The following is a 23,822-nucleotide window of genomic DNA, read 5'->3' as shown; positions in this document are numbered from 1 at the left end:
GACGGCCTCCTGGGTCACTTCCGCGAGGTCAGCACCCTGGTGTGCGCGCCGCGCGCCAGCTTCGGACCCAGCCAGCGCTTGAGCCGGCGCAGGGCCTCCATCCGCCCGGCCGCCCTGTCCAGCCGGTAGTACAGCTGGGGCGGGACATAGGGCAGCAGTGGCGAGTGACGCTGGCCGAGCAGCGCGAACATCTGCTCCGGGGGGAGGTGGATGTAGCGGGTGAGGTTCTCGTACCACTGGGCGCTGTAGCGGGCGGCGCTCTGCTGGGACAGCAGGGCGGACTTGCGTTCCTGCTGGTAGCGGGCGAGTGCCTGCGGGAGGCCCGCGCTCTCCCGCAGGGCGTCGGCGAGAGCGATGGCGTCCTCCAGGGCGAGGGTGGTGCCGGCGCCGATCGAGTAGTGCGTGGTGTGGGCGGCGTCGCCGAGGAGGACGAGGTTGCCGCGGTACCAGGTGCGGTTGGTGAGGGTGCGGAAGGTCAGCCACTGGGTGCTGCCGTCGGCGGCGGCGCGGCCGATCAGCGGGTGGCCGTCGAGGATGTGCGCGAAGAGCTTCTCCAGGTGGGCCAGTTGGTCGCCCCCGCCCGCCCCGTCGAGGCCGAGTCCGGCCAGGGTCTCGGGGGCGCACTCGATGACGCAGGTGCTCTGCTCGGAGCTGAAGGGGTAGCCGTAGCACCAGATCCAGCCGTGCTCGGTCTCCACGAACGCGAAGGTGAAGGAGTCGAAGACCTTGGTGGTGCCGAGCCAGATGTAGGAGTTGCGCCCCGGCGTGAGTTCGGCGCCGAAGCCGTCCGCGTGGTGGGTGCGCAGGGTGCTGTGGACACCGTCGCAGGCCACGACCAGATCGGCGTCCGGCGGGTCCTCGGCGGTGATCCCGCTCTCGAACTCCAGCCGCACGCCGAGTGCGCGGGCGCGGGCGGCGAGGATCTCCAGCAGCTTGTGCCGGCCGATGCCGTGCCCCTCGTCGCCGGGCTGACGGGTCGCCAGGTCCCCCACGTGGGCGACGCCCTGGGTCCAGCGGACGGAGTTCTCCTCGATCGCGCGCGCCGACTCGGGGTCGCAGGCGCGGAGTCTGTCGAGCAGCCCCTGCCAGTACGTGACACCCCAGCCGTAGGTCGAGCCCTCGGGGTCGCGCTCGTGGACGGTGACGTCGTGGGACGGGTCCTGTCGTTTGAGCAGGATGGAGAGATACAGGCCGGCGGGCCCGCCGCCGACACAGGCGACCTTCACGCACACTCCCAGGAGTTACCAGACGTGGTTGATTGACGACGCAGGGTAGCAGGACGCCGCACCCGCCGACGGGCACCCCACCTGCCGGATCGCGCCACTTTCCCCACGTGGGCCACACCACCGCGGGCGGGGCGGCGCGCGAAAGATCACCCGAAGCGATGCACCCACGGAAAGGAATTGCCCCTTCCGCGCGGTGCGGGCACCCGTCGACAACAAGATCATCTTCATTGAAGATTGCACGACATGTAATTGATTGTCCGGATCGCGGCCAACCTCCTGCGGGGGATTTCTCCCTTTCTCCCGCAGGTCGATAGGCATACGGGGTCGTCAACCGAACGCACCCCAGGAGGTCCCGCATGCCGGAACTCAGCCGTCGTCGTGCACTCACCGCGGCGGCCGCCGTCGCCGGTGCCCCGCTGGTCGCCGTCCCGACCGCCCGGGCCGCCGACCACCACCACGACTCCCCCGGCTCCCCCGCCCCCTTCGACGAGGTCTACCGGGGCCGCCGGATACAGGGCCGGTCCGCCACCGGGAGCGGCCATCACCACGGCGGCGGCTACGCCGTGTACGTCGACGGTGTCGAGCTGCACGTGATGCGCAACGCCGACGGCTCCTGGATCAGCGTGGTCAGCCACTACGACCCGGTGCCCACCCCGCGGGCCGCCGCCCGTGCCGCGGTCGACGAGCTCCAGGGCGCCCGGCTCGTGCCGTTCCCCGCCGGCTGACCGCCGCCGACCGGCCACCCGCCCCACCTCCGCGCACCCTTGGAGCACCACACATGACCGTCCGCAAGAACCAGGCTTCGCTCACCGCCGACGAGAAGCGGCGGTTCGTCGCCGCCGTCCTCGAACTCAAGCGCAGCGGCCGCTACGACGCCTTCGTCACCACCCACAACGGCTTCATCCTCGGCGACACCGACAACGGCGAGCGCACCGGCCACCGTTCGCCGTCCTTCCTGCCGTGGCACCGCAGATTCCTGCTCGAGTTCGAGCGGGCCCTGCAGTCGGTGGACGCCTCGGTGGCACTGCCGTACTGGGACTGGTCCGCCGACCGTTCACCACGCTCCTCGCTGTGGGCGCCGGACTTCCTCGGCGGCAGCGGGCGCAGCCGGGACGGCCAGGTGATGGACGGCCCCTTCGCCGCGTCGGCGGGCAACTGGGCGGTCAACGTCCGCGTGGACGGCCGCACTTACCTGCGGCGCGCGCTGGGGGCGGCCGTCCGTGAACTGCCGACCCCGGGCGAGGTCGAGTCGGTGCTGTCCATGACGACGTACGACATGGCCCCCTGGAACAGCGCCTCCGACGGCTTCCGCAACCATCTGGAGGGCTGGCGCGGAGTCAATCTGCACAACCGGGTCCATGTGTGGGTCGGCGGGCAGATGGCGACCGGGGTCTCCCCCAACGACCCGGTGTTCTGGCTGCACCACGCCTACATCGACAAGCTGTGGGCCCAGTGGCAGCGCCGGCACCCGGGGTCCGCGTACGTCCCGGGCGGCGGGACGCCGGACGTCGTCGACCTCCACGAGACGATGAAGCCCTGGAACGACACCACCCCGGCGGACCTCCTCGATCACACCGCCCACTACACCTTCGACACCGACTGATCGTCTTCCGCCGGTTTGCCGCGCAGGCCACGGGTAACCCGCGACGGACAAGAGCGACGAGACGAGTCGCATCACGAACACGAAGGAGGACACGATCGTGTCGCAGGTCGAGGAATCCATCGAGGTCGGCGTGCCCGTGCACACCGCGTACAACCAGTGGACGCAGTTCGAGACGTTCCCCGAGTTCATGAGCGGGGTGGACCGCGTCGAGCAGCGCACCGACACGCTCACCCACTGGGTGACCAGTGTGAACGGCGTGCACCGGGAGTTCGACGCGGAGATCACCGAGCAGATCCCGGACGAACGGGTCGCCTGGACCACGATCTCCGGCGAGGCCAAGCAGGCCGGCGTGGTGACCTTCCACCGGCTCGACGACAGCCACACCAAGGTGATGCTCCAGCTGGAGTTCCAGCCGGAGGGCCTGGCCGAGACCGTCGGCGACAAGCTTGGCCTCGTGAAGCGCCAGACCAAGGGTGATCTGGAGCGCTTCAAGGAGTACATCGAGGATCGCGGTCTCGAGACCGGGGGCTGGCGCGGCGCGGTGGTGTAACCGCGTGCCGCAGGTCAGCTCCGGTCGGCGTCCGCCGTACGGCACTCCGGGTGCCCCCAGCCCTGCGCGTTCTTGGCGATCTGTTCGCCGGCCGCGTAGGGGCGACCGCACACACAGCGGCCGGCGAACTTGGCCTTGATCGTGCGTGACGCCGAACCACCGCTCCGCCGGGGGGACTTGTCCCCGGCGGAGCGGTTCGCTTTCGCGCCGGACCTCGCCTTCGGGGTGTCCGGCGAGGCCGGCGGCTCCGGGGAACCCCGGTCGCTGCCGGCCGGCTGCTGGACGATCGCCGCCTGGCTGGCGGCGCGGTCGGCGAAGTCGTTGAGCGGGTCGCCGTCGACCTGGTGGGCGGGCACGTAGCGGAAGTCCACCGAGCGGCCGTCGAGCAGTTCGTCGATGCGGACGACCAACTCCTGATTGGCCACCGGCTTGCCCGCGGACGTCTTCCAGCCGTTGCGCTTCCAGCCCGGCAGCCAGGTGGTGACGGCCTTCATGGCGTACTGCGAGTCCATCCGCACCTCGAGCGGCACACCCGGGTCGGTCGACGCCAGGAGGCGTTCCAGCGCGGTGAGTTCGGCGATGTTGTTGGTCGCCTTGCCGAGCGGGCCCGCCTCCCAGCGGGCCGGCGCCTCCGCGTCGTCCGCGACCACCCAGGCCCAGGCCGCCGGTCCCGGATTTCCCTTCGAGGCCCCGTCGCACGCGGCCACCACTCGTTCACGCATGCGCACGATCATGCCACGGCCCCCGCAGGGCGTTCCGCGGGGTGCTAGGACACGTCCTCGGTCCGCGGCATGTCTCCCGCGGTGGTGGTGACGTCGATCACCGAGAAACTCGCGCCCTGCGGGTCGCTGATCGCCGCGAACCGTCCGAACGGGGTGTCCATCGGGCCGAACCGAAGAACGCCACCGACCTTGGTGGCCCTCGCCACGGCCTCGTCGCAGTTGTCGACCGTGAAGTACACGTTGATGTACGACGGCACCTCGGGCGGGAACTCGTCCGTCATCTTCATCCGGCCGAGGACCATGTCGCCGTCGACCTCGAACAGCCGGAAGTCGACCGCGTCGTCCTGGAGCTGCTTCGCCGCGTACGGGAACACGGCCGGGAGGAACGCGTCCGTCTTCTCCGGTTCGCGGGTGAAGACCTCGGCCCAGCAGTACGCGCCGGGCTGCTCGGGCGGTGCCTCGAAGCCCTCGTGGACGCCCGCCTGCCACACGCCGAACACGGCGCCGCTCGGCTCGCGGCCCAGGCACATCGTGCCGAATTCGCCGACCCGCATCGGCTCCATCAGCACCTCACCGCCGTTCTCACGGATCTTGCCTGCGGTCGCGGCGGCGTCCGGGGAGGCGAAGTACAGACACCACTGCGACTGGCCCTCCTGGCCGGGCATCGGCGGGACGACGGCGGCGACCGCCTTGCCGTTCGCGTAGGCCTGGGTGTAGTTCCCGTACTCGGACGACGACTCGCCGAAGGTCCAGCCCAGGACCTCGGCATAGAACGTCTTGGCGCCCTCCACGTCGCTGAACATCGCGTCGGCCCAGCAAGGGATTCCCAATGGTCGTACGGCCATGACCGCAGCCCTCCGGTGAGATGGTTTGTCCGGTTGCTCACGCTAGTCACCCGGCCGTCGGCCCGCGCGCCGAACACACGGGTAACCGGGAGTGACCCACGAGCGCTCCGGCGTGCGGGAGCACGTGGAGGAAGCGATCGCACTCATGGGGCGCCTTCCGCCCCACCCTGCGGGTTTGCACCCTCCAGAGCATGAATCCGCCCCCCGCACGCCGTACCCGGCCGTCACTCAGGGTGTTTGGCTGATGCACGTGGAGTACCGACCCGGACTTCGCGGACGCTCCGCTCCTCTCCGCGCACCTTTCTGGAGGTCATGTGTCCACACCGAACAGCGCCACCGGTCCCGCCCTGGACGATCCCGCCCCCGGACCCTCCGCCGACGCGCAGCTCACCAGTCTCAGCACCCGGGCGGCCCGCCAGCTCGCCACGACCCACAAGTCCGAACCGCAGATGCAGGCCATCAGCTCGCGCTGGCTGCTGCGCTTGCTGCCCTGGGTGGATGTGAAGGGCGGCGCCTACCGTGTCAACCGGCGTCTCCAGTTGCGCGTCGGCCGGGGCCGGGTGCAGTTCGAGCACAACGGCGCGGACGACGTGCGGGTCATCCCGGAGACCCTCACCGAGCTGCCCGTGCTGCGCGGCTACTCCGACAACGGAACCCTCGCGGAGCTCTCCTCCCGCTTCCAGGTACGGGAGGTCCGGGCCGGTCAGGTCGTCTTCGAGGCCGGGCAGCCGGTCACGGAGACCTATCTCGTGGTGCACGGCCGGTTCACCCGCTTCACCGCGGGCAGGTACGGCGGGGAGGAGATCGTCGGGGTGGTCTCCGGCGGCGACCACCTCGGCGACGAGGCCGTCGGGCAGGACGACCCGCTGTGGCTGAGCTCGGTGCGCGCGGAGACCTCGGGCGTGCTGCTGGCACTGCCCTGGGACACGCTGCGCGAGTTCCTCGGGCGGGTGCCGTCCCTCGCCGCCCATCTGGACGCCTACGTCGCCCGGCAGCGGCTGCCGATGAACCGCAAGGGCGAGGCCGACCTGCCGGTGCAGGCCGGCCACAGCGGGGAGCCGACGCTGTCGGGCGGCTACGTCGACTACGAACTCTCGCCCCGCGAGTACGAGTTGTCACTGACCCAGACCGTGCTGAAGGTGCACACCCGGGTCGCCGACCTCTACAACAACCCGATGAACCAGACCGAGCAGCAACTCCGCCTGACCGTCGAGGAGATCCGCGAACGGCAGGAGTGGGAGCTGGTCAACAACCGGGAGTTCGGGCTGCTGCACAACGCCGACCACTCCCAGCGCGTCAGCACGTTCACCGGACCGCCGACCCCGGACGACATGGACGAGCTGCTGTCGATGCGGCGCAGGACCAAACTGTTCCTCGCCCATCCCAAGGCGATCGCGGCTTTCTTCCGGCAGTGCAACCGGCGCGGTCTGACGCCCGGCACGGCCACCGTCGAGGGGCACGAGATCCCGGCCTGGCGCGGGGTGCCGATCCTCCCCTGCAACAAGATCCCGGTCAGTCCGCAGCACACCACCAGCATCCTCGCGCTGCGCACCGGCGAGGCCGACCAGGGAGTCGTCGGCCTTTACCAGACGGGCATCCCGGAGGAGTTCCAACCCGGCCTGAACGTAAGGTTCATGGGGATCGACGCCAACTCGATCATCCGCTACCTGGTCACCGCCTACTACTCGATGGCCGTCCTCGTGCCCGACGCGGCCGGGGTCCTGGAGAACGTCCAGATCGGTCGGACGGCCGAGTGACGGCGGGGAGTTCGCGATGAGCACGCCCTCGCGCACCGGGAGTGGGCTGCCCGGGCCGCCGAACCTCGCCCGCAGCCTGCGGGCCCGGCGCGGCGGCGCGATCCCCGGACTGCGGTACCGGGAGGTCGCGCCCGCGGACCCCGAGAAGGCCGCGGAGATCGACCGCAGACTGGAGACGTGGGCCCGTGGCCTGGACCTGTTCCCGGCGGCCTGGAACGGGGACTTCGCGGGCTTCCAGTTCGGCCGCGCCGTGGTGCTCCAGCATCCGTGCGCGCTCGACCTGGAGCGCCTCACGGTGGCAGGCAAGCTGCTGCTGGCCGAGAACATCGTCGACAACTGCTACTGCGAGGAGGACGAGGACAAGGGCGGCTCCCGCAGCGGGCTCGGCGGCCGGCTGATCATCGCCCAGTCGGCGCTCGACCCGTACCACGGACCGCCGGACCTCCAGGAGGACTGGGCACGCGGGGTACAGGCCGACGGGCCGTTGCGCTCGTACCACTGGGCGCTGAAGGAGTACGCGGCCGTCGCCACGCCCAGCCAGACCGACCGGTTCGTGCACGACATCGCACGGCTGCACCTGGGTTACCTCGGCGAGGCGGCCTGGGGGGAGACGCGATACGTGCCGCGGATCTGGGAGTACCTGGCGATGCGGCAGTTCAACAACTTCCGGCCGTGTCTGTCGATCGTCGACGCGGTGGACGGCTACGAGCTGCCCGAGCAGCTCTACGCCCGCCCGGAGATCCAGCGGGTCACCGCGCTGGCCTGCAACGCCACCACGATCGTCAACGACCTGTACTCCTTCACCAAGGAACTGGCGGCCGACCCCACCCATCTCAATCTGCCGCAGGTCGTCGCCGCCAACGACCGGCGCGGGCTGAAGGCCGCCTACCTGAGGTCGGTCGAGATCCACAACCAGGTCATGGAGGCGTTCGAGGACGAGTCGGCCGTACTCGCCGCCACCTCGCCGCTGCTCGAGCGCTATCTCCGGGGGCTGTCGGACTGGGTGGCCGGCAACCACGAGTGGCACGCGACCAACACCCACCGCTACCACCTGCCCGACTACTGGTGACCACCCCGCCCTTGCCAACCCGTCATGCACAGCACCATGAGGAGCCACCGTTGACCACAGCCCACGACGCCGGCACCAAGACCGTCCCGGTGCCCACCCAGTCCACGTATCAGAGCCGTGTCGCGGACTACTGGAACGCCGAGGAGAACCCGGTCAACCTCGAACTCGGCAGGATCGACGGCCTGTACCACCATCACTACGGCGTCGGCGAAGCGGACTGGTCCGTGCTCGACGAGCCCGACGCGGAGCTGCGCCGTGCACGGGTCACCGCCGAGCTGCACCGGCTGGAGCACGCCCAGGCCGAACTGCTGGCCGCCCGCCTCGGCCGGCTCACGCCCGCCGACCGCGTCTTCGACGCCGGCTGCGGACGCGGCGGCGGCAGCGTCGTGGCGAACCAGCGGTACGGCTGCCACGCGGACGGCGTCACCATCTCGGCCAAACAGGCCGCTTTCGCGAACGAGCAGGCGCGCAAGCGGGGCATCGACGACCAGGTGCGCTACCACCACCGCAACATGCTCGACACCGGCCTGGAGACGGGCGCCTACGCGGCCTCGTGGAACAACGAGTCGACCATGTACGTCGACCTGGACCTGCTGTTCGCCGAGCACGCCCGGCTGCTGCGCCGCGGCGGACGCTGTGTCGTCGTCACCGGCTGCTACAACGACACCTACGGCCGGGCCTCGCGCGAGGTCTCGCTCATCAACGCCCACTACATCTGCGACATCCACCCGCGCTCGGCGTACTTCCGGGCGCTGGCCCGGAACCGGCTGGTGCCGGTCCATGTGGAGGACCTCACCGAAGTGGCCGTGCCCTACTGGGAGCTGCGCAGTCAGGCCGACCATCTGGTCACCGGCATCGAGGAGACCTTCCTTACCGCGTACCGCAACGGCAGCTTCCAGTACCTGCTGATCGCGGCCGACCGGGTCTGAAATCCGTTGGACAGCGTCGGGGCCGGTCCCTTGCAATGAGGCGCATGTGCCCTGCGAAGATGCATCCGGACGAGGTCGGTCTCGACGCCCCGCTGGTGAGCCGGCTCGTCGCCGCCCAGTTCCCGCGGTGGGCCGGTCTGCCCGTGACACGGCTGGCCTCCTCCGGCACGGAGAACGCCATGTTCCGGCTCGGCGCGGACAAGGTGGTGCGGCTGCCCCGCCATCCCGGCGCCGTCGAGAGTGTGGCGCACGAGCAGCACCTGCTGGTCCGGCTGGGGCCGGAGCTGCCCGTCCCCGCGCCCGTACCGCTGGAACAGGGCGGGCCGGGTGAGGGGTTCCCCTGGCCCTGGTCGGTGTACCGCTGGCTGGACGGCCGTAATCCGGTCGCCGGCGCCCTCGACGAGCCCGAGGCGCTGGCGGCGGACCTGGCGGCGTTCGTCACCGCCCTGCGCGGGATCGAGACGCGGGGCGGGCCGCCGAACCACCGGGGTGGTCCGCTCGCCGGACGGGACGCCCCCACCCGTGACGCCCTCGCCCGGCTCACGGGACGGATCGACACCGACGCGGTCACCGCCCTGTGGGAGGAGGCGCTGCGGGCTCCGGGGCACACAGGGCCGCCCGTCTGGGCCCATGGCGACCTGTCGCCCGGGAACGTCCTGGTCGAGGAAGGACGGCTCTCGGCGGTGATCGACTTCGGCAGTGTCGGGGTGGGCGACCCGGCCGTGGACCTGATCGTCGCCTGGAACCTGCTGCCCGCCCCGGCCCGCGGAACCTTCCGGGAGGCGGTGGGCGCGGACGACGCCGAGTGGGCGCGCGGCCGGGGCTGGGCCCTGTCGATCTCGCTGATCCAGCTGCCGTACTACTGGGAGACCAATCCGCCGCTGGCGGAGAACTCCCGGCATGTGATCAAGGAGATCCTGGCCGAGACCCGGACCGCCGACGCGCCCCCGGCGGCCGGCTCCTACGCTCCGTCGTAGGCCTTCTTCAGGGCGGCGACGTCGAGCTTGCTCATGGCGTACATGGCCTTGGTGGTGCGGGTGGCCTTCTCGGGGTCGGGGTCACTGATCATCTCGATCAGCCCGTCGGGGATGACCTGCCAGGACAGGCCGTACTTGTCCTTGAGCCAGCCGCAGGGGCCGGGCTCGCCGCCGTCCTCGGTGAGCCTGGTCCAGTAGTAGTCGACCTCCTCCTGGTCCGCGCAGTAGATCTGGAAGGAGACCGCCTCGCTGAACTTGAACTGCGGGCCGCCGTTGATGCCGACGAACTTCTGCCCGTTGACCGTGAACTCCACGGCCAGCACGGAGCCGGCCGGACCCGGGCCGGCCTCGTTGTAGCGGCCGATGTCGCCGATGCCGGAGTCCTTGAAGATCGAGACGTAGTGGTGGGCGGCTTCCTCGGCCTGGCCGTCGAACCAGAGACACGTGGTGAGTCCGTCGGTGGTCATGAGTACCTCCTGGGCATGGGGCGCGGTCATCAGTGTCGACTCCTCATCGCCCCGGAACTCATCGCTCGGGCCGTGGAGTAATCCGGACGGCCGGACGGAGACGCCTGGAAGGCGGGCGGGCGCAGCCGCTCTGCCCGTGGCGAATCTGCCGCGGGCAGAGCAGCCGCGTGCGGGCATGCTCCGAGGTCAAGAGTGAGGTCGACGGCATCGACGCCACGACGAGGAGAACCGATGACCCCACTCACCACGCTCGCCCCCCGCGCCGAGGAGGGCGACACCCCGCCGTCCCGCTTCGACGACCACCTCGCCGCCCAACTGCTCGGCCAGCGGATCGTGTTGCTCGGCACCCAGGTCGACGAGGTCTCCGCGAACCGGGTCTGCGCGCAACTGCTGATCCTGTCGGCGGAGGACCCGCGCACCGACATCGGCCTGTACATCAACAGCCCGGGCGGGTCGGTGCACGCGGGGCTCGCCATCTACGACACGATGCGGCTGATCCCCAACGACGTCTCGACGCTCGCCATGGGCTTCGCGGCCAGCATGGGCCAGTTCCTGCTCAGTGTCGGCGCGGCCGGCAAGCGGTACGCGCTGCCGAACGCGCGGGTCATGATGCACCAGCCGTCGGCCGGGATCGGCGGCACCACGGCGGACATCGAGATCCAGGCGGAGAACCTGGAGCACACCAAGCGGACCATCGAACGGATCACCGCCGAGCACACCGGCCAGTCCCCGCAGACCATCTCGCGCGACGGCGACCGCGACCGCTGGTTCACGGCCGAGGAAGCCAGGGAGTACGGCATCGTGGACCGGGTCGTGGAGTCCCTCGCGGACGTCCGCCCGGCCGCGCAGAAGCGACGGATGGGGCTGTGACATGGGGACCTACACGATTCCGAACGTGATCGAGCGGACCCCGCAGGGCGAGCGGTCCTACGACGTGTTCAGCCGGCTGCTGTCCGAGCGGATCATCTTCCTCGGCACCGAGATCGACGACGGCGTGGCGAACGTCGTCATCGCGCAGCTGCTCCACCTGGAGGCGGCCTCGCCGGAGAGTGAGATCTCGGTCTACCTCAACTCCCCCGGCGGCTCGTTCACCTCGCTGATGGCGATCTACGACACGATGACGTTCGTACGGGCGCCGATCTCGACGCTCTGCGTCGGGCAGGCCGCTTCGACGGCGGCCGTGCTGCTGGCGGGCGGGGATCCCGGTCGGCGGCTCGTCCTGGAACACGCGCGGGTGCTGCTCGGACAGCCGGCCAGTGGCGGCCGGCAGGGCACCGTCTCGGACCTCACGCTCCAGGCCAAGGAGATGGTCCGCATCCGCGGCCAGGTGGAGGAGGTGCTGGCCCGCCACACCCGCCACGACATCGCCACCCTGCGCGCGGACATGGACCGCGACAAGGTGTTCACCGCGCGGGAGGCGGTGGCGTACGGCCTGGCCGACGAGGTGCTGAGCCGGCGTCCCACGACGGTGTGAGACGCCGGCCCGCGCGGCTCGTCAGGCGGCCAGGCACAGACCGTCGTACGACGACGGCGTGACAGTACGGCCGCCCACGGGGTGCCGGCCGCTGAGCCGGACCAGCTCTCCCTGCGCCCGGGCCAGCAGGTCGCCCAGGTTCAGGCCGAGGGCCTGCGCGGCGGCCGCGAGGACCTCCGAGGAGGCCTCCTTGCGGCCGCGCTCCACCTCCGAGAGGTAGGGCATGGAGATACGGGCCGAGTCGGCGACGTCCTTGAGCGTGCGCTGCTGTGCCCGGCGTTCACGGCGCAGGACGTCTCCGACCAGGTCGCGCCACAAGGGCTCGCGCCGGGCGGGGCGGGGAACGGGTGCGGAGGCCGGTGCCGGTCCCGGCACGGTGGGAAGGGAGGAGGCGGTGCCCGGGCGCTCGGCAGGCGGGCGCAGCGGGATCACGCGGGCTTGGTTCGGCGCTTGGTTGCTCACCTCCCCAGCCTAGGAAAACGGGCCCACGCGGGAAGGGTCCGGCGTTGCGCCCTCGGTGGAATCGGGCCCGCGGTGTCCTCGGGTTCCCCGGTGGGAGCGGGCCGCGGTGTCCTCGGATGCCCGGGATCTCCGGGCTTCGGTGGAACCGGGCCTTCGGTAGGATCGGGCGGAAGCCCGCGCGTCGCGACGGACCGCGGAGCCCGTATGCATGGGTCGTCGCGGACCGGGTACCCGCCCGGAGAGCGGGTCTGTACCTGCACGCTCACGGACCGAGCACAGCAGACGTCGAACCGTGACTTTCCTGGGAGAGACAATGGAGAGCGCCGTGATCCGGACAGAGGCCACGCTCGTGGAGGACACCGCCGACACCCGCACGGACGGCGTGCCTCTGCCCGGCATCGAGGCGCCGCGGAGCGTGGCTCCGCGCGACGCGCGGGAGCTGTCCCGCCAGTTCTTCCAGCGGCTGGCCGTCCTCGAAGAGGGCTCCCGCGAATTCCAGTACGCGCGCAACACCCTCATCGAGATGAACATGTCCCTGGTCCGGTTCGCGGCCGGCCGGTTCCGCGGCCGCGAGGACGACATGGAGGACATCGTCCAGACCGGGATGATCGGCCTGATCAAGGCCATCGACCGGTTCGAGATCTCGCGCGAGGTGGAGTTCACCTCGTTCGCGCTGCCGTACATCGTCGGTGAGATCAAGCGTTTCTTCCGGGACACGACGTGGGCGGTGCACGTCCCGCGGCGGCTGCAGGAGCTGCGCGTCGAACTGGCCAGGGCACGCGACGAGCTCTCCAGCCGCCTGGACCGGGACCCCACCGTGCCGGAGCTGGCCACGCTGATGAACCTCACGGAGAGCCAGGTGGTCGAGGCGCAGATCGCCGCCAACGGCTACAACTCCTCCTCCCTCGACGCGGCGCTCACCGGCGACGGCCCGGAGTACGGGGAGGCGGTCCTGGCGGACTTCATCGGCGTGGAGGAGGACGGGCTGCGGCTCGTCGAGGACTTCCACTCGCTGGCCCCCCTGATGGCCGAGCTCAGCGAGCGCGACCGGCGGATCATCCACATGCGGTTCGTGGAGGAGGCCACCCAGGCGGAGATCGGCGAGCGGCTCGGCTGCTCCCAGATGCATGTCTCGCGCTTGATAAAGCGGATCATCATGCGCCTGCGGCACGGGATGCTGGGCGAGCTGGGCTGCGCCTGATCGCCCCTGCTGCCCCGCTTGTCGGCCGACGCTGCCCAGCTTGTCGGCCGACACTGCCCCGCTTGTGGCCGACCTACCACCGCCGATCGCCCCTGCCGGATAACCGGCGGGGGCGCTCGCGTCGGGAAGCCGAGATCCGCCCTGGAGCTACGGTCCCTACGGTGCGAAGGTCAGTACGGCGCGGACGCGCTTGCCGACCGGCACGCGGTCGGCTGTGACCTGCGCGGCCACTGCGTGCACGATCTCCAGACCGTGGCGGCCGACGCGCTCGGGGTCCTTCGGGAACCGCATCGGCAGCGCGTCGCTGCTGTCGTAGACGCAGACCGTGACCGAGGCGTCCGAACCCTCCAGCTCCAGGATGTAGGGCCCGTTGCTGTGCCGGTCGGCGTTGGTGACCAGTTCACTGACCACCAGCATCACCTCACCGCTCACCCGGTCACCGATCGTGGCGCACCACTCCGTCCTGAGCTGGTCGACGAAGTGCGCGGCGAAGACCCGGGCCTCGGCTATGCAGCCGGGCTCTCCGGTGAAGTGCGCCGCCCGCCGCAGCGGTTCCACGGGTACGTCGAAACCGGTAGGTATCACTGCCCCGTCCAGATGCTCGATCATGCGTTTCTCTCTCGGAGGCCGGACTGGCCGGACGCTGCTGGCTGTGCACGCCGCTGGCTGTGCACCTGTGCTCGTACCCCGAGTTTCGCCACACACTCCACATCAGTTTTCGCCCTGTCCGCGCGGTGGCCGCGAGGGGTCTCAAACGGTCGGCGAGCCGGCCGGGGAACCCGGGGCGGGCGAGGAAACCGCCGAGGCCGACCGCGACCGGCTCGTGCTGTCCCCCGGCGACGGGGACCGCGGAAGCGAGGAGAGGGAGCTGCCCGGCCCGCTCGTGGATTCGGAAGGTGAACCCGGCCGCGACTCGGAGCCCGGTGACTCCGGAGACGGCGACCCCGGGGAGGGGGCAGCGGAGGAAGAGGAGCCGGAGGACAGGGAACGGGAGGACGGGGATCGGGAGGACGGGGGTGCGATTCCCTGCCGCTCGTCGCCCGAGGATCGCGACGACGGCGGTTCCGAGGAGGGCGCTCGCGACGACGGCTCCGGGGACGGCTCCTCGGAGGACGCGGACGCCGAGCCCGGACGGGAGGACGGCGGCGGACAGCCCGGCGGCCTGTCGGCGGGTGGCGAGTCGCACGCGGGCGAGGTGCGCGAGCCATGGCTCGTCGGTGTGCTCGGCATGCCCGGGGTGCCGACGGTGATGGATGGCGTGCGCCTCGCCGGAGGACGGGTGGGCCGGTCCTTGTGCGGCTTGTCGCCCGGTTGGCGGGCGAACCAGTGGTGAGCGTGTCCGGGGTCGTAGAGCACGAACACCTTGATCACGGTCATGGAGGGTTTGACCACGACGGTGGTCGCGGGGCTGTACGCCGGCCACGAGTCGCCGGTCCGCTTGAACCCGGACGGCTGGGCGACCGGCGGGGTCAGCGGATTGCCGCAGGCGCAGCGCACCTGCGGGACACCGTGCCGGTCGACCAGGACGGCCGTGCCGGCCTGGAGGACGGCCTGGTAGCTGGTGGCGGCGCCGTCGCGGTAGCCGTGGTTGGTGACCCGGGTGTCCAGGCGCAGCTGCACGGGGGTGAGGGAGCGAAGGTGGGCCGGGACCCCGGCGGGGGCGACGCCGGCCACCGAGGCGAACGCCCTGTTCTTCGCGGGAGCCGCTTGGAGGGCCTTGATCTGGTGCTCCACGTCGCAGCTGGAGACGTTGCGGGTACCGCCGTACAGTCCCTCCTCGCCGCCGTCGACACCGGAGACGGTGCGCGTGGGCGGCGAGGAACCCGACGGGGCGACGGTGGCCGGCGGGAAGGAGCCTTTGGTGGTGGCCGGCTCGGTGTAGGGCTCAGGGCCGCGCTCGCCGGCCGGCTGCATGAAGACCTCGCCGACCTGGTCGGAGCCGCCCCCGTTCGACAGGGCGAGCACCAGGGCGAGGGCCGTGGCGGCCACGACCGCGGTGGTGATCAGCGCGATCCGGGGCCACGACTTCCACCAGGGCCGGCCCGGTTCCCCGTCGTCGCCCTCCGGGGAGCCTGCCCCGGACGGCCGGGAGGGTGGGCCCGAAGGGGGCTGGGACGGCGGGCCCGAAGGCGGCTGGGACGGCGGGCCCGAAGGCGGCTGGGACGGCGGGCCCGAAGGGGGCTGGGAGGGCGGGCCCGACAGCGGGCCGGTGGGCGGTCCCGTGGGGCGGCCGGAAGACGGCGGTTCGACGCTCACGAGCACTCCCGACGTGGGTTTCCCGCAGCGCTTCGTCCGATGGCCCCCGCGAGGCTCTACAGGGCTCCACAGGGCTCACTCATCCGACATACGCCGCTTTCTTCCACAACGCACCATTGTGTGCCTCGGCCGGGCGCCGCTCGCAAGCGGGGCGCGGACGGCCCACCCGACAGGCGCGCTCTCCTGACGCTGCTTAGCGTGGCAGGGTGAGTTCGCATACCCCGGACGACCAGGCAGTCTCCCGCCACGGCTGGCCGCGCGCGGTCGTCGTGGCACTGGCCGCACTGGTCGTCATGGGGGTGGTGGCCGCGCTGGGGCTGTGGGCGGCCGGAGCCGCGGACCTGCCGCAGGGCGCCTTCCCGCGCGTGATCGCGGCGACCGTCGTCACGGGTGTCGGCGGCACGGTCGAGCTCTCCGGGAACGCCGGTGGACTCGCGGACACGAAGGGCGGTCTGACGGTGATTCCGCTGTCCGTCACCCTCGTCGGGGCGCTCGTGGTGGGCGCCGGATTCCTGCGGCCGCTGCGGCACCGGGCGGTGGCGGGCGCAGGGGAGCTGGCCGGGTGGGCGGCCAGGATCGCCGTGGTGTGGCTGCTCGGCCTGCTCGGCCTGGCCCTCGCCGCACGCCGGACCTTCAGGATCCCTCTCGGCGACGACACGCTGAGCGACCTGGGTGAGCTGTTCGGCGTCAGCCCCGAGGCCGGCTTCACCACGGACGTCCCCCTCACTCTCGCCGTCGGGCTTGCGTGGCTGGCCGGTGTGCTGGCGCTGGCGCTGCTGGTCTCGCCCGGGGCTCCGTTGCCGGCCAGGCTGCTGCGCCTGCACGGGTCGGTACGCCCGGCCGCCTACGCGATGGTCCTGCTGCTGCTCTTCTGCGTCGTCCTGGGCCTCGTCGTCGCGCTCGTCGTCGCGGCGACCCGGGGACACGCCGCCGAGACCCTCGCGATGGTCCTGCTAGGTCTGCCCAACCTGGTGTGGCTGACGTTCACGATCGGGCTGGGCGCCACCTGGCACGGCCGGGTCGAGGGGCCGTTCGGGCTGCCGATGCCCCATCTGCTGGACGAGGTGCTGCGCGGGCCGGACGAGACCCGGCTGAACCTCGGCACCCTCGCCCAGCACGACGGCCGCGTGTGGTGGCTCGTCGCCGTGGACGCCGCCCTGCTGCTGGCGGCCGCGTTCGTGATGGCGGCCCACTCCCCCGCCCGGACGCCCGCTTGGCGGCACGCCGTGCACATGGCGGTGGCGCTGGTGCTCACGGTGCTGATGATCTGCCTGGTCGGCCGTGTCTCGGCCCACTACGGCCTCTCGGTCCTCGGCATCGGCGACCTGGGCGGCGATCTGTCAGGGGAGCTGTTCCTGCGCGCCGAGGTGTGGCCGGCGCTGGGCCTCGCCGCGCTGTGGGGACTGGTCACGGGTTTCCTGGGCGGTCTGCCGGCAGGGCGGGCGCGCCGCCGGGGCGGGACGAAACCCCGTTGACGGCGGTGGCGCCCCGGAATGCCAGGGTGCGCGCCATGTTGCCCGCCTTGCTGGAGGCGGCCCTGGTGCTCGGGGCCGCGAACCCCGTAGCGCATCACGTCACCTACGTGCTTCTCGAGTCCTGGACGACGGCCGGGTCCGCGCCCGCTCCAAAGGGCTCGGCGTCCGGGCCGACGGGGCGTGCGGAGCCGTCACCTACGAGGACACCGTGGTGCGGGTCGGCGAGGGGTGGCGTATCGCCCGCCGGAAGGTGACAGCCCGGCGGGTGCCACTCGACGGGGCGGCCGAGGTCACCCCGGACCGGGCGGGCCGAAGGCCGGTCGCGACCAGGGCGGGGGTGGGGGCGCCCGCGTGCCGGCCGGTTCCGTCGGGGGGTGGGTGGTCCGGTCGGCGGCCGCACGTCTCAGTTCGGCGACGAAGGCGCCGCAGGTGGGATGACGTGCCCCGGGGCTCTTGGCGAGGGCCCGGGCGAACACCGCGTCGACGTGCGGGGGAAGGGCGGGGCGGGCCTGCGTCAGCGGGGGCGGATCGGCGTTCTGATGGGCCCAGAGCAGGGCCATGTCGTCGTCGCGCAGGAAGGGCGGGCGGCCCGCGAGGCACTCGTACACGACGCAGGCCAGTCCGTAGACGTCGCAGCGGCCGTCGACCGGATGCCCGGAGATCTGTTCGGGGGCGACGTAGTCGAGGGTGCCGACGAACTGCCCGACCGTCGTGAAGCCGGTCAGGGAGAGCGACTTCTTCGTCAGGCCGAAGTCGGTGAGGTAGACGTGCTCCGGGTGGTCGCTGTCGGTGCCCCGGGCGACCAGGATGTTGCCGGGCTTGACGTCCCGGTGGACCAGCCCGTGCTCATGCGCGGCGTCCAGCGCTGAGGCGACCTGCGCGGCGATGCGGACGGCGGTCGCCGGGGGCAGCGGGCCCGAGCGGTCGAGGAGATGACGCAGATCGCTCCCGTCGACGTACCGCATGGCGATGTACAGGACCCCGTCGGTCTCGTCCGCCTCGAAGACGGGCACGATGTGCGGGTGGTCGATGGCGGCGGCCACCCGGGACTCGTGGGTGAAGCGTTTGCGGAACGTGTCGTTGCGGGCCAGTTCCGGAGCGAGCAGTTTGAGCGCGACCGTCCGGTCCAGCCGCAGGTCATGGGCGCGGTAGACGACGGCCATGCCGCCGCGTCCGATCTCGTCCTCGATGCGGTAGCCGGCGATCCTCCGGCCGACCAGTTCGGATGGCCGGCCGGAGAACGGGACGGGTGCGCGGGCCATCAGGTGCCCCGGCCGGGGTTCACGACCCGGGTGGCGGTGTGGTCCTGGTCCCCGGCCGCGTCCGGGGCCCGGTCGGTCGCGTAGGTGCTGAGGCGGGTGCCGTCGCCGTAGACCCAGCCCTCCCGCGCCGGGTCGTACAGCCACACGTCCTCGCCGTCGACGACCACGCCGATCCGCAGGCCGTGGGTGCGGCGCCGGAAGGTCTCGCCGTCGAGGACACCGTCGGCGAGTTCCTGCACCGCCGCCCGGTACCGGACGAGCGCCTCTTCGGCGCGGCCGAGGAGCGGGCGCGGGTCGGCGGCCTCCGGGAGGGGGCCGTCCGGGCCGTCGGAGCGGGGCGGGTCCTGGGGGACGGCGACCAGATGACGGCCGTCGACCCAGGCCGACCAGCCGTTGGAGCACAGCACGCGTCCCCAGTCGCCGCGCCGCTCCGTGAGCCGGACGGGCAGCAGCGGATCGAGGGCCACGGTGGGACGGGCCGGGTCGGGGGTCTCCCAGGCGGGCATGCCGTGCCGCGGGACCACGTGGGTGGGGCGGAAGACAGGAGTCGTCATGGGCCGCCCTACTTCCGCATCACGGCGGGCTCGTGCCGGCGCAGCAGCCGGGAGACGAGGAACCCGCAGGCGACCGACAGCACGACGAGCATGCCCACGTCGAGCAGCCACACCCCCACCGCGTGCTCGAACAGCGGATCGGCGGTGATGTCCCCGGGCACGATCCTCGCGAGACCGATGGTGCCGGCCATCGCGCCGAGCGCCCACCGCGCGGGCACCAGCCACGACAGCTGCTCCAGGCCCGGCACGCCGTCCAGGGTCAGCAGCGCCCCGCAGAAGACCACCTGGACGATGGCGAGCAGCACCAGCAGCGGCATCGTCACCTCCTCCTTGCGGACCATGGCGGAGATCAGCAGGCCGAGCATCATCGCCGTGAAGGCCAACAGGGCCACGGCGACGGTGATCTCGACCAGGGGCGGCATCAACACGCCCTGGCCACCGGGCGCGTTGAGGTCGACGCCGAGCAGGGCGACGAGCGTCAGCACCACCGCCTGTACGACGGTCACCGTGCCGAGGACGACGACCTTGGACATCAGGTACGCCGATCTGGACAGTCCGACGGCGCGTTCCCGCTGGTAGATCACGCGCTCCTTGACGAGTTCGCGTACTGCGTTGGCCGCGCCGGTGAGGACGCCGCCGACGCACAGGATGAGCAGCACGTTCATCGCATGCTCCCGGTCGAGCGCACCACCGGCCAGGGCGCGGGCCATGGCGCCCATCACGAACGGCAGGGCGATCATGATGGCGAGGAAGGTGCGGTCGGCGGCGAGCGCGGCCGTGTAGCGGCGGACCAGGGTGCCGAGCTGGGCGCCCCTGCTGCGGGGCCGGAGCGGCGGCAGCGTGATCACCGGGCCGGAGCGGGGCAGCCGGGGCTGCTCACTGTCGTTGACGACGTACTGCCGCCGCAGCGGCGAGTCGCGGTACTCACCCGCCCAGTCCCGGTCCTGGTCGCGTTCGAAGGCCTCGAAGGCCTCGGGCCAGTGCTCGAAGCCGAAGAAGGCGAGGGCGTCCCCGGGCGGGCCGTAGTAGGCGACCTTGCCGCCCGGCGCGAGCACCAGCAGCCGGTCGCAGACGTCGAGACTGAGGACGCTGTGTGTGACGACGATGACGGTGCGGCCGTCGTCGGCGAGGCCGCGCAGCATGTGCATCACCGAGCGGTCCATGCCGGGGTCGAGGCCGGAGGTCGGCTCGTCGAGGAAGAGCAGTGACGGCTTGGTCAGCAGTTCCAGGGCCACGCTGACGCGCTTGCGCTGACCGCCGGACAGGCTGTGCACGGGCTGGCCGGCGCGCTGCTCGAGCCCCAGTTCGCGGATGACCTCCTCGACCCGCTCGCGGCGCTCGGCCTTGGCGGTGTCCTGCGGGAAGCGCAGTTCGGCCGCGTAGACGAGAGCGCTGCGCACGGTCAGCTGGGCGTGCAGGATGTCGTCCTGCGGGACCAGTCCGATGCGCTGGCGCAGTTCGGCGTAGTCGCGGTAGAGGTCGCGGCCGTCGTACACGACCGTGCCGTGGCCGGCGGGGCGCTGGCCGGTGAGCGCGCCGAGCAGGGTGGACTTGCCCGCGCCGCTGGGTCCGACGACCGCGAGCAGGCACTTCTCCCCCACCGGGAAGGACACGTGGTCGAGGAGGACCTTACGGCCCCGGTCGACGGCGACCGTCAGGTCCTGCACGTCGAGGGAGACCTCGCCGGTGTCGACGTACTCCTGGAGCTGGTCGCCGACCAGGCAGAAAGCCGAGTGTCCGATGCCCACGACGTCACCCGGGCCGAGCGGGGCGCGGGTGACGGGCAGGCCGTTGAGGTACGTCCCGTTGTGGCTGCCGAGGTCGACGATCTCGTGCCCGCCGTCGGGCAGCGCGCGCAGTTCGGCGTGCCGGCGCGAGACGACCAGGTCGTCGACGACGAGGTCGTTCTCGGCGGCGCGGCCGATGCGGACCGTGCGCGCCGGCAGCGGCCGGACGCTGGTGGGCTGCCGGAAGGTCCCGGTCAGCGCGGGCCTGGAGACGGCGGACGGACCTTCCTCCAGGGGCGGCGGACGGCCCGACAGGACGAGATACGGGCCGTCGGACGGGCTGCCGAAGCGGATCACACTGCCGGGACCGACGCCCCACTGCTGGACGCGGCGGCCGTCGGCGTAGGTGCCGTTGGTGCTGTGTTCGTCGGCGAGGGTCCAGTGGTCGCCGTCGGGTCGCAGCACCGCGTGGTGCCAGGAGACACGGGTGTCGTCGATGACGATGTCGCTGAGCGGGTCCCGGCCGATGCGGTAGTCGTGGCCCGGGATCAGCGCGCCGGAACCCGTCTCGGTCTCCAGCACGAGTTCGGGCGCGGTCGAGGAGACCGGTCGCTCCACCATGCCCGAATTCTATCGATTCGCACCCTTGTCCGCCCAACGGGCGGCGAGGTCCTCAGCCGACGGGGACGACGAGCGCCGGGACCGTCCGCTGCATGCGCAGCGCGTCGACGGATTCGGCGAGCAGTTCGTACTCGGTGGTCTCGTCACTGATCGCGATCCGCACCAGCCTGCCGCCCGCCAACTCGTCGGCCACCAGCTCCTGGCCGCCCGTGTCGGCACACCAGGCCCGCAGCAGTCCGGGCACGTCCGGCACCGTGTCGGCGACCGGGACGAGAGCGCCCGGCGGGATGTGCTCGCTCTCGGGCCGCGGATCCAGCCGTTCGGCCATCCAGGAGGCCCGGTCCCGCAGCCACCACAGGGCGAGCGCCAGCGTGGGCGCGCGGTAGGTGCCGAGCGGTACGCCGATGCGCCGTCCGTCGCAGACGCCGTACGCGGTGACATGGCACAGGAATTCGTCGTGCACGTCTCTCTCCCCCGGTGCTCGCTTGCCGGCAGTGCCTCGCTTTCCGTGCGGCTCCTGTGGGGTGAACTGCCCCTGACGTTCGAGTATGTTCACTCTTGAAACACTGTCACCATGACTTTCCGGCCAGTCTCTTGGCATATTCAGTGCCGTTCATGGCCGAAATTCGGCGAGCGCCGGGACCCGCCGTCATTACCCGACAGGTAATCGACCCGGACGGCGGGTGCGGGCAAGGTGGTCACACCGGAACGGCGAAAACCCGGATCCGGGACCTGACCAGTATCGATGACCTCATTGGGGGCTGATTCGCCATGTCCGCGAACACCGACCGTTACGAGAATGCCGTCGCCCGCTACTTCGAGGCCTGGAACGCGCGTGAGTCCGAGGCTTTGGCCAAGGCTGTTACCGCAGCGTGGGCCGTGGACGGCGGCTACACCGACCCACTGGCCCAGGTCCGGGGCCACGAGGGCATCGCCGCCGTGATCGCGGCGGCACACGCGCAGTTCCCGGGCTTCGTCTTCCGCCTCACCGGCGCTGTCGACGGGCACCACGACACGGCCCGCTTCTCCTGGGAGCTCGTGAGCACGGCCGGGGCTACCTCCGCCGGAGGAGGAGCGGCGCCGGTGGCCGGATCCGACGTCATCACCCTCGACGACCGGGACCGGATCACATCCGTCCTCGGATTCCTCGACCGGGTGCCCGCCGGAGCCTGAGTCCGGTCGGTGGGTCGGTCGGTCGGTCGGTCGGTCGGTCGGTCGGCGATGAATTCCTCCGCTCGCGGCGGTCTACCGACAGGAGATCACCGCGAGCGGAGGACATCATGAGCACAACCGGAACACTGAATGCCGAATTCACGGCCGTCCTGCGAAAGAGCCCGGCTAAAGGCGGCTGGACCTATGTCGTCTGGCCGGAGTCCGTCGCATACTTCGGCACCCGCGGACTGGTCAAGATCCGCGGAACGGTCGACGGACATCCGTTCCGGGGTTCGTTCATGGCCCTCGGGGACGGCACCCACAAACTCCCCGTCAATGCCGAGGTGCGCAAGGCGATCGGAAAGCAGGAGGGCGACTCGGTGACCGTCCTCCTGACGGAGCGGCTCAGCCGTTGATCACCGCGTCGATCCGGGCCAGCTCCTCGGCCTCGAAGTCCAGGTTGGCGAGGGCGCCGACGCTGTCCTCGATCTGCCGGGCACTGCTCGCGCCCACCAGCGCGGAGGTCACCCGGCCGCCGCGCAGCACCCAGGCCAGGGCGAGCTGGGCGAGTGACTGGCCGCGGGACTTGGCGATGTCGTCGAGGGCGCGCAGTTTGCCCACGAGCTCCCCGGTCAGCGCGTCGGAGTTCAGGAAGGGGCTGTCGCTCGCCGCCCGCGAGTCCTCCGGGATGCCGTCCAGGTAGCGGCCGGTCAGCAGCCCCTGCTCCAGCGGCGAGAACACGATCGAGCCGACCTGGAGCTCGTCCAGGGCGTCGAGCAGGCCCTCGCTCTCGGGGCGGCGGTCGAGCATCGAGTAGCGCGGCTGGTGGATGAGCAGCGGGGTACCCAGTTCACGGAGGATGCGGGCGGCCTCGCGGGTCTGCTCCGCCGAGTAGTTGGAGACGCCGGCGTAGAGCGCCTTGCCCTGCTGGACGGCCGTGTGCAGGGCGCCCATCGTCTCCTCGAGGGGAGTCTCCGGGTCGGGGCGGTGCGAGTAGAAGATGTCGACGTGGTCCAGGCCCATCCGGGTCAGGCTCTGGTCGAGCGAGGACAGCAGGTACTTTCGCGAGCCCCATTCGCCGTAGGGGCCCGGCCACATCAGATACCCGGCCTTGGTGGAGATGACCAGCTCGTCGCGGTACGGCGCGAAGTCCGCCCTCAGCGCCTCGCCCAGCGCGGACTCGGCGGCGCCGGGCGGCGGACCGTAGTTGTTGGCCAGGTCGAAGTGGGTGATGCCGAGGTCGAAGGCGCGGCGCAGGATGGCCCGCTGCGTCTCGACCGGGCGGTCCGGCCCGAAGTTGTGCCACAGTCCGAGCGACAGCGCGGGGAGCTTCAGGCCGCTGCGTCCGGTGCGCCGGTAGGGCATGTCCGCGTAGCGGTCGGGATGTGCGGTGTACAACGCGACTCCAGGAAGGGTTGGCACGGAAGATCGGTCTCGGGAACCGTTACCCACTCTGGTCGACCTGCGGATAGTGGTCCAACAGAAGAATCCGA

Annotated in this window: 24 protein-coding genes and 1 pseudogene; 13 read left to right on the top strand and 12 right to left on the bottom strand. The window is 71.3% G+C overall.

The genetic code is table 11. The annotated features are described in order from the left end of the window. Positions 1–14: 14 nt before the first annotated feature. The gene (locus tag ACFWBB_RS04295) at positions 15–1,226 is read right to left on the bottom strand and encodes an FAD-dependent monooxygenase (RefSeq protein ID WP_385266730.1); all 1,212 of its coding nucleotides are present in this window, start codon (positions 1,224–1,226) and stop codon (positions 15–17) included. A gap of 356 nt (positions 1,227–1,582) precedes the next feature. On the opposite strand from ACFWBB_RS04295, the gene ACFWBB_RS04290 reads away from it, so the two are divergent. From ACFWBB_RS04290 to ACFWBB_RS04280, 3 genes are all read left to right on the top strand, one after another. After that, the gene (locus tag ACFWBB_RS04290; RefSeq protein WP_385266727.1) at positions 1,583–1,951 is read left to right on the top strand and encodes a tyrosinase cofactor; all 369 of its coding nucleotides are present in this window, start codon (positions 1,583–1,585) and stop codon (positions 1,949–1,951) included. A gap of 53 nt (positions 1,952–2,004) precedes the next feature. After that, positions 2,005–2,829: a tyrosinase family protein gene (locus ACFWBB_RS04285; RefSeq protein WP_385266724.1), complete on the top strand. Its 825-nt coding sequence runs from the start codon at positions 2,005–2,007 to the stop codon at positions 2,827–2,829. A gap of 97 nt (positions 2,830–2,926) precedes the next feature. Continuing rightward, positions 2,927–3,379 carry an SRPBCC family protein gene (locus ACFWBB_RS04280; protein ID WP_385266722.1) on the top strand — a complete coding sequence of 151 codons (453 nt, stop codon included), beginning with the start codon at positions 2,927–2,929 and terminating at the stop codon, positions 3,377–3,379. Between the two features lie 14 nt (positions 3,380–3,393). Here ACFWBB_RS04280 and ACFWBB_RS04275 read toward each other — a convergent pair whose 3' ends face one another. Next, positions 3,394–4,113 carry a ribonuclease H gene (locus ACFWBB_RS04275; protein WP_385266719.1) on the bottom strand — a complete coding sequence of 240 codons (720 nt, stop codon included), beginning with the start codon at positions 4,111–4,113 and terminating at the stop codon, positions 3,394–3,396. Between the two features lie 32 nt (positions 4,114–4,145). Then, complete coding sequence (locus ACFWBB_RS04270) at positions 4,146–4,946, bottom strand: VOC family protein (protein WP_385266716.1); 801 nt, start codon at positions 4,944–4,946, stop codon at positions 4,146–4,148. A 314-nt stretch (positions 4,947–5,260) separates the two neighbouring features. Here ACFWBB_RS04270 and ACFWBB_RS04265 point away from each other — a divergent pair, with 314 nt between their 5' ends. The 4 genes from ACFWBB_RS04265 to ACFWBB_RS04250 are packed head-to-tail and all read left to right on the top strand — an operon-like array spanning position 5,261 to position 9,678. Continuing rightward, positions 5,261–6,703, top strand: a complete 1,443-nt coding sequence (locus ACFWBB_RS04265; RefSeq protein ID WP_385266713.1) for a family 2B encapsulin nanocompartment shell protein — start codon at positions 5,261–5,263, stop codon at positions 6,701–6,703. Between the two features lie 16 nt (positions 6,704–6,719). Next, positions 6,720–7,772, top strand: a complete 1,053-nt coding sequence (locus ACFWBB_RS04260) for a family 2 encapsulin nanocompartment cargo protein terpene cyclase (RefSeq protein ID WP_385266710.1) — start codon at positions 6,720–6,722, stop codon at positions 7,770–7,772. A 50-nt stretch (positions 7,773–7,822) separates the two neighbouring features. Then, a complete protein-coding gene (locus tag ACFWBB_RS04255; protein WP_385266707.1) occupies positions 7,823–8,701 on the top strand; it encodes a geranyl diphosphate 2-C-methyltransferase in 879 nt (292 codons plus the stop codon). Between the two features lie 44 nt (positions 8,702–8,745). Next, positions 8,746–9,678 (top strand): aminoglycoside phosphotransferase family protein, encoded by a 933-nt coding sequence (locus tag ACFWBB_RS04250; protein WP_385266704.1) that lies wholly within the window; start codon positions 8,746–8,748, stop codon positions 9,676–9,678. Here ACFWBB_RS04250 and ACFWBB_RS04245 read toward each other — a convergent pair. Further along, positions 9,663–10,145, bottom strand: a complete 483-nt coding sequence (locus ACFWBB_RS04245) for a VOC family protein (protein ID WP_385266814.1) — start codon at positions 10,143–10,145, stop codon at positions 9,663–9,665. The two genes, ACFWBB_RS04250 and ACFWBB_RS04245, sit on opposite strands and share 16 nt — an antisense overlap. A gap of 231 nt (positions 10,146–10,376) precedes the next feature. Between ACFWBB_RS04245 and ACFWBB_RS04240 the strand changes: the two genes are divergently transcribed. Next, positions 10,377–11,015 (top strand): ATP-dependent Clp protease proteolytic subunit, encoded by a 639-nt coding sequence (locus tag ACFWBB_RS04240; RefSeq protein WP_385266701.1) that lies wholly within the window; start codon positions 10,377–10,379, stop codon positions 11,013–11,015. A 1-nt stretch (position 11,016) separates the two neighbouring features. Then, on the top strand, positions 11,017–11,619 hold the full coding sequence (locus ACFWBB_RS04235) for a ClpP family protease (RefSeq protein WP_385266698.1): 603 nt from the start codon (positions 11,017–11,019) through the stop codon (positions 11,617–11,619). A 21-nt stretch (positions 11,620–11,640) separates the two neighbouring features. Here the strand turns inward: ACFWBB_RS04235 and ACFWBB_RS04230 are convergent, their stop codons facing one another. After that, positions 11,641–12,081 (bottom strand): helix-turn-helix domain-containing protein, encoded by a 441-nt coding sequence (locus ACFWBB_RS04230; protein WP_385266695.1) that lies wholly within the window; start codon positions 12,079–12,081, stop codon positions 11,641–11,643. 313 nt (positions 12,082–12,394) lie between these two features. Here ACFWBB_RS04230 and ACFWBB_RS04225 point away from each other — a divergent pair, with 313 nt between their 5' ends. Then, positions 12,395–13,282 carry a SigB/SigF/SigG family RNA polymerase sigma factor gene (locus ACFWBB_RS04225; protein WP_385266692.1) on the top strand — a complete coding sequence of 296 codons (888 nt, stop codon included), beginning with the start codon at positions 12,395–12,397 and terminating at the stop codon, positions 13,280–13,282. Between the two features lie 156 nt (positions 13,283–13,438). Here the strand turns inward: ACFWBB_RS04225 and ACFWBB_RS04220 are convergent, their stop codons facing one another. Next, the gene (locus tag ACFWBB_RS04220) at positions 13,439–13,891 is read right to left on the bottom strand and encodes an ATP-binding protein (RefSeq protein ID WP_385266689.1); all 453 of its coding nucleotides are present in this window, start codon (positions 13,889–13,891) and stop codon (positions 13,439–13,441) included. A gap of 330 nt (positions 13,892–14,221) precedes the next feature. Further along, positions 14,222–15,538, bottom strand: a pseudogene (locus ACFWBB_RS04215) (DUF6777 domain-containing protein); the annotation flags it as partial. A 206-nt stretch (positions 15,539–15,744) separates the two neighbouring features. Between ACFWBB_RS04215 and ACFWBB_RS04210 the strand changes: the two are divergent. Continuing rightward, positions 15,745–17,013 carry a streptophobe family protein gene (locus tag ACFWBB_RS04210; RefSeq protein WP_385266686.1) on the top strand — a complete coding sequence of 423 codons (1,269 nt, stop codon included), beginning with the start codon at positions 15,745–15,747 and terminating at the stop codon, positions 17,011–17,013. Positions 17,014–17,303: 290 nt separating this feature from the next. On the opposite strand, the gene ACFWBB_RS04205 is transcribed toward ACFWBB_RS04210, so the two are convergent. From ACFWBB_RS04205 to ACFWBB_RS04190, 4 genes are read right to left on the bottom strand one after another with little or no spacing between them, the layout of a single operon-like run. Beyond that, positions 17,304–18,275, bottom strand: coding sequence for a serine/threonine-protein kinase (locus ACFWBB_RS04205; protein ID WP_385266683.1), 972 nt, complete (start codon positions 18,273–18,275; stop codon positions 17,304–17,306). Beyond that, positions 18,275–18,829: a hypothetical protein gene (locus tag ACFWBB_RS04200; RefSeq protein WP_385266680.1), complete on the bottom strand. Its 555-nt coding sequence runs from the start codon at positions 18,827–18,829 to the stop codon at positions 18,275–18,277. Before ACFWBB_RS04200 ends, ACFWBB_RS04205 begins: the two co-directional genes overlap by 1 nt. An 8-nt stretch (positions 18,830–18,837) precedes the next feature. Beyond that, complete coding sequence (locus ACFWBB_RS04195; protein ID WP_385266676.1) at positions 18,838–21,177, bottom strand: FHA domain-containing protein; 2,340 nt, start codon at positions 21,175–21,177, stop codon at positions 18,838–18,840. Positions 21,178–21,229: 52 nt separating this feature from the next. After that, positions 21,230–21,640: a hypothetical protein gene (locus tag ACFWBB_RS04190; protein WP_385266673.1), complete on the bottom strand. Its 411-nt coding sequence runs from the start codon at positions 21,638–21,640 to the stop codon at positions 21,230–21,232. A 308-nt stretch (positions 21,641–21,948) separates the two neighbouring features. Here ACFWBB_RS04190 and ACFWBB_RS04185 point away from each other — a divergent pair, with 308 nt between their 5' ends. Then, positions 21,949–22,350: a nuclear transport factor 2 family protein gene (locus tag ACFWBB_RS04185; protein WP_385266670.1), complete on the top strand. Its 402-nt coding sequence runs from the start codon at positions 21,949–21,951 to the stop codon at positions 22,348–22,350. Positions 22,351–22,457: 107 nt separating this feature from the next. Then, entirely contained in the window at positions 22,458–22,745 is a 288-nt protein-coding gene (locus ACFWBB_RS04180; protein ID WP_385266667.1) for a DUF1905 domain-containing protein, read from the top strand. Here ACFWBB_RS04180 and mgrA read toward each other — a convergent pair. Beyond that, positions 22,735–23,727: an L-glyceraldehyde 3-phosphate reductase gene (mgrA, locus tag ACFWBB_RS04175; RefSeq protein WP_385266664.1), complete on the bottom strand. Its 993-nt coding sequence runs from the start codon at positions 23,725–23,727 to the stop codon at positions 22,735–22,737. The genes ACFWBB_RS04180 and mgrA overlap by 11 nt on opposite strands. Positions 23,728–23,822 lie beyond the last annotated feature (95 nt).

Origin of the sequence: Streptomyces sp. NPDC060000, from assembly GCF_042737375.1 — a bacterium.
Lineage (GTDB): Bacteria > Actinomycetota > Actinomycetes > Streptomycetales > Streptomycetaceae > Streptomyces.
The sequence above is the reverse complement of the archived record's forward strand: the minus strand, read 5'-3'. Positions and strand labels throughout refer to the sequence as shown.